Source organism: Phyllobacterium sp. P5_D12 (genome assembly GCF_054049495.1).
The window spans coordinates 1-4611 of record NZ_JBFUMG010000368.1 but is presented as its reverse complement, the minus strand read 5'-3'; the positions used below and the strand labels follow the sequence as shown (position 1 = coordinate 4611).

General features: G+C 57.0%; 4 protein-coding genes. 3 read left to right on the top strand and 1 reads right to left on the bottom strand.

Going from position 1 to position 4611, the window contains the following annotated elements:
- Positions 1-494, bottom strand: a 494-nt coding sequence (locus tag ACXJ5O_RS19560; protein WP_457301350.1) for a polysaccharide deacetylase family protein, incomplete at its 3' end; no start/stop codon positions are given.
- 193 nt (positions 495-687) lie between these two features.
- Between ACXJ5O_RS19560 and uraH the strand changes: the two genes are divergently transcribed.
- The 3 genes from uraH to xdhB form a co-directional block, all read left to right on the top strand.
- Positions 688-1059, top strand: a complete 372-nt coding sequence (gene uraH / locus ACXJ5O_RS19555) for a hydroxyisourate hydrolase (protein ID WP_457301349.1) — start codon at positions 688-690, stop codon at positions 1057-1059.
- A 6-nt stretch (positions 1060-1065) separates the two neighbouring features.
- Positions 1066-2544, top strand: coding sequence for a xanthine dehydrogenase small subunit (xdhA, locus tag ACXJ5O_RS19550; protein ID WP_457301348.1), 1479 nt, complete (start codon positions 1066-1068; stop codon positions 2542-2544).
- A gap of 10 nt (positions 2545-2554) precedes the next feature.
- Positions 2555-4611, top strand: a 2057-nt coding sequence (gene xdhB, locus ACXJ5O_RS19545; protein WP_457301347.1) for a xanthine dehydrogenase molybdopterin binding subunit, incomplete at its 3' end; no start/stop codon positions are given.

Sequence of the window (4611 nt, the reverse complement as noted above, 5' to 3'; positions counted from 1 at the left end):
ACGGTGTTCACCGAGCAGCGGCCGGTATACCAACCGCGGGGACGTTCACCAGTAACGGCAGTGTGAATGCGGATCGCCTCGAGCATGTGCTCGCGCTCAGCCTCAGTGCTGTAATCCTTGTAGTCGATCCATTTCAGGCCGTGCGATGCAATCTCCCAGTTTGCATCAAGCATGGCTTGAACTTGCGAAGGCGACCGCTGCAGGGCTGTCGCCACGCCGTAGACCGTGACGGGCACGTCCTTCGATGTCAGCAGGCGGTGGAGGCGCCAAAACCCGCCGCGTGCTCCATACTCGTAGATCGACTCCATGTTCCAGTGGCGCTGGTCAGGCCACGCCTGTGCGCCAACGATTTCCGAGAGGAACGCTTCGGAGGCGGCGTCGCCATGCAAGACGCAATTTTCGCCACCTTCCTCGTAGTTGACGACAAACTGGACGGCGATGCGCGCATTATCTGGCCAGTTGGCTGGCAGTGGATTTGCACCGTAGCCATGCATGTCGCGCGGATATCTCGCCAAGGTGAGTCCCTCCTCAAATCGCTATTCCACCCTGAATACTCAATTAATGGACGAGGCATTCCCCCAGAAAATTTTGAAAGTCCTGCAATCAGGCGCTGCCTACCCGGAACGGATACCAAGGGGCACATTGAGCGATGGAAACTGAAGTACTCCGCGGGAGGGAGGAATACACATGAGCTTTCACGATGAAGTTGCCGGCCGACTGACCACCCATGTGCTCGATACGGCCAGCGGCAAGCCCGCCGCCAGCTTGCGGATCGATCTCTTTCGCGTCGATGGCGACCGCCTTCAGCCTTTGCACAGCACACGCACCAATGAAGATGGACGTTGCAACAAACCGTTATTGACCGGCGCTGATATGCGCTCAGGTGCTTACGAACTTCGGTTCCATGTAGGCGAATACTTCGGCGGCCAGCTTGCGAGTGGCCAGACGCCATTTCTCGACGTAGTCCCGATCCGCTTTGGCATCGATGATGAGAACGTTCATTATCACGTGCCACTGCTTGTCGCTCCTTTCGGCTATTCAACCTATCGGGGGAGCTGATTCCACATGGAACTTCAAATCCGCAATAGCATCCGGTTTCTGCTCAACGACAAGGTTGTCGAGCGAACGGACGTTCCCCCGACAGAAACGCTTCTCGACTACCTCCGGCTCGACCGCAAACTGCGTGGCACCAAGGAGGGATGTGCGGAGGGCGATTGCGGCGCTTGCACAGTCCTGGTCGGCCGCCTGTTCAATGGCCGCCTCAAATATGAATCGGTCAACGCCTGCATCCGTTTTGTTGGTTCATTCGATGGCTGCCACGTCGTAACAGTTGAAGCGCTGGCTGGATCGGATGGAACGTTGCATCCGGTGCAGCAGGCGATGGTCGATACCCACGCTTCGCAATGCGGTTTCTGCACGCCCGGCTTCGTCATGTCCCTTTATGGGTTGTGGATGCAGAATCCGAAACCGAATATCCAGGAAATCGAGAAGGCTCTACAGGGCAATCTCTGCCGTTGCACTGGCTACGCCGCAATCATTCGGGCCGCAGAAAGCGTTACCGCCATTGGCGATCTAAACAGGGATCCACTTGTCACTGAGCGTGCACGCGTTACCGAACAACTGCTTACCTTGAAAGATGGCAAACGCGTTGTCGTCGGTGAAGGCAGACAACAGCTTGTACTTCCCGCCAATGTTGATGATTTCGCCGACGTGCTGGAACGCAATCCAGGTGCCACGATTGTTGCGGGCTCGACCGATGTCGGCCTTTGGGTAACGAAGTTCATGCGCGAGATCGGCCCGGTCGTTTTCCTGTCGCATCTCGATGACTTGCGGCTGATAACAGAGGGCTACGATGGTTTGACACTCGGTGCAGGTGTCAGCTACACCGATGCATATCCTGTCATTGTCCGCCACTTTCCCCAACTGAAAGAGCTCTGGAACCGCATCGGCGGAGAGCAAGTTCGCAACATGGGGACTGTCGGTGGCAACGTCGCCAACGGCTCGCCAATCGGCGACACGCCGCCGGCCTTGATAGGCCTTGGTGCGACAGTTCAATTGCGCAAGGGTAAGAATCGTCGCTCCGTTCCAATTGAGAAATATTTCATCGAATACGGCAAACAGGATCGCGCACCCGGCGAGATCGTGGAAGCGATCCATATCCCGTATCTCGACACCCGCGATCTTTACGGCGTCTACAAGATTTCGAAGCGGCTGGACGAAGACATTTCCTCGGTCTGTGGCGCATTCCGGATTTCTCTCGATGAACGAGGCCGGGTGGAAAACGCAATCGTCGCATTTGGGGGCATGGCCGGAACGCCCAAACGTGCAAGAGCGGTCGAAACATCGTTGACTGGCGCCGTCTGGGATGAGGGCGCAATTGAAAAGGCAGCGGCAGCATTCTCAGATGATTTCACACCACTGACGGATTGGCGCGCCTCCGCTGATTACCGCCTGCTGGTCGCGAAGAATCTTTTGCGGCGTTTCTACCTTGAGACGGGCGGCGAGCATGTCCGGTTGAACCGCTACGAAGTGGAATTTGGGTGAGGAGCGCGCAATGAATTCAATTCAGCCGATTACCCGCATACGTGGTGGCGTCCATGAAAAGCAGCCGCACGAGTCGGGTCACAAGCACGTTTCCGGTACTGCCGAGTATATCGATGATATGCCGGAGCCGTCCGACACGCTGCATGCCTATCTTGGCCTGTCGCAGCGGGYACACGCGGAAATCGTGTCCATCGATTTCAAGGCGGTGAAAGCAAGCGCCGGCGTTTTAGGCGTCCTGACTGTCGATGATATTCCGGGCCACAACGACGTTAGCCCCGCGGGCAAACATGACGATCCCGTCTTCGCTATCGGCAAGGTCGAATTCCACGGCCAGCCCATCTTCGCGGTGATTGCAGAAACGCGCCAGCTCGCGCGCCAGGCAGCATCGAAGGTCAAAATCGAGTATCGTGATCTTGAGCATGTCACCGACGTGCTGGAAGCCGAAAAGGCCAATTATCCGCTGGTAATCGATCCGCTGAAGCTTGAGCGCGGTGATATAGCCGCTGGCTTCGCCGGTGCGAAAAACCGTTTGAAAGGCGAGATGCGCATTGGCGGACAGGACCACTTCTACCTCGAAGGCCATATCGCTTTTGCCATTCCCGGTGAGGATGACGAGGTGACGGTTTTTTCCTCAACCCAGCACCCGAGCGAAACGCAGCACATGGTCGGGCACGTTCTCGGTGTCCCCTCAAATGCCGTGACAGTTAATGTGAGACGCATGGGTGGCGGCTTCGGTGGCAAGGAAACACAGGCCAATCTCTTTGCGGCGGTCGCGGCGATTGCCGCCAAGAAGTACCGGCGCGCGGTAAAGATCCGGCCGGATCGCGATGACGACATGGTCGCTACAGGCAAGCGCCACGACTTTCATGTGGCCTATGATCTTGGCTTTGACGACGATGGTCGCATTGCAGCTGTCGATGCCACGTTTTCGGCGCGCTGCGGTTTCTCGGCAGACCTTTCCGGCCCTGTCACGGACCGTGCTCTCTTCCATGCCGACAATTGCTACTTCTATCCGAATGTCCGGCTGCGTTCGCGGCCGCTAAAAACCAACACCGTTTCCAGCACTGCCTTTCGCGGATTCGGTGGCCCGCAGGGCATGGTCGGCGGCGAGCGCATGATTGAAGAGATCGCCTATGCGCTTGGCAAGGATCCGCTGGAAATTCGCAAGGCCAATTTCTATGGCGGTGAAGGCCGCAACCTTACGCCATACCATCAGACAGTCGAAGACAACATCATCCCGCAAATCATTGAGGAGCTTGAGGATTCATCTGATTACGCGGCTCGGCGCGAGGCGATTATCAACTTCAATCGCCACAGCCGGATCATCAAGCGGGGCATAGCGCTGACACCGGTAAAGTTCGGTATCTCCTTCACCAAAACGGAATATAACCAGGCTGGCGCTCTCGTCCATGTCTACACCGACGGTTCAATCCACCTCAATCATGGTGGTACCGAGATGGGACAGGGGCTGAACACCAAGGTTGCGCAGGTTGTCGCCGACGAATTCCAGGTCGATCTCGATCGCATCAGAATAACAGCAACAACAACCGCAAAGGTTCCGAATACCTCTGCGACCGCTGCTTCTTCCGGTTCTGATCTCAACGGCATGGCCRCAGCCAATGCCGCCCAACAGATCAAGGCGCGCCTTGTTCAATTCGCCGTCGAGCATTATGGTGTCGCACAGGAACAGGTCTTTTTCGAACCAAATACGGTCAGAGTAGCTGACAGACTCATTCCATTTCCCGAATTCATCAAATCCGCCTACGGCGCTCGTGTGCAGCTCTCGGCAGCAGGCTTTTACAAGACGCCAAAAATCCACTGGAGCCGGGCGGAGGGCAGGGGCCGTCCCTTCTACTATTTCGCCTATGGTGCTTCCGTGTCCGAGGTGAGTATCGACACGCTGACCGGCGAATATCAGGTCGATCGGACCGATGTTCTCCATGATGTTGGCAGGTCCTTGAACCCGGCACTCGATCTTGGCCAGGTAGAAGGGGCCTTCGTGCAGGGCATGGGCTGGCTGACGACGGAAGAGTTGTGGTGGGATGCCAAGGGACGGCTGCGCACGCA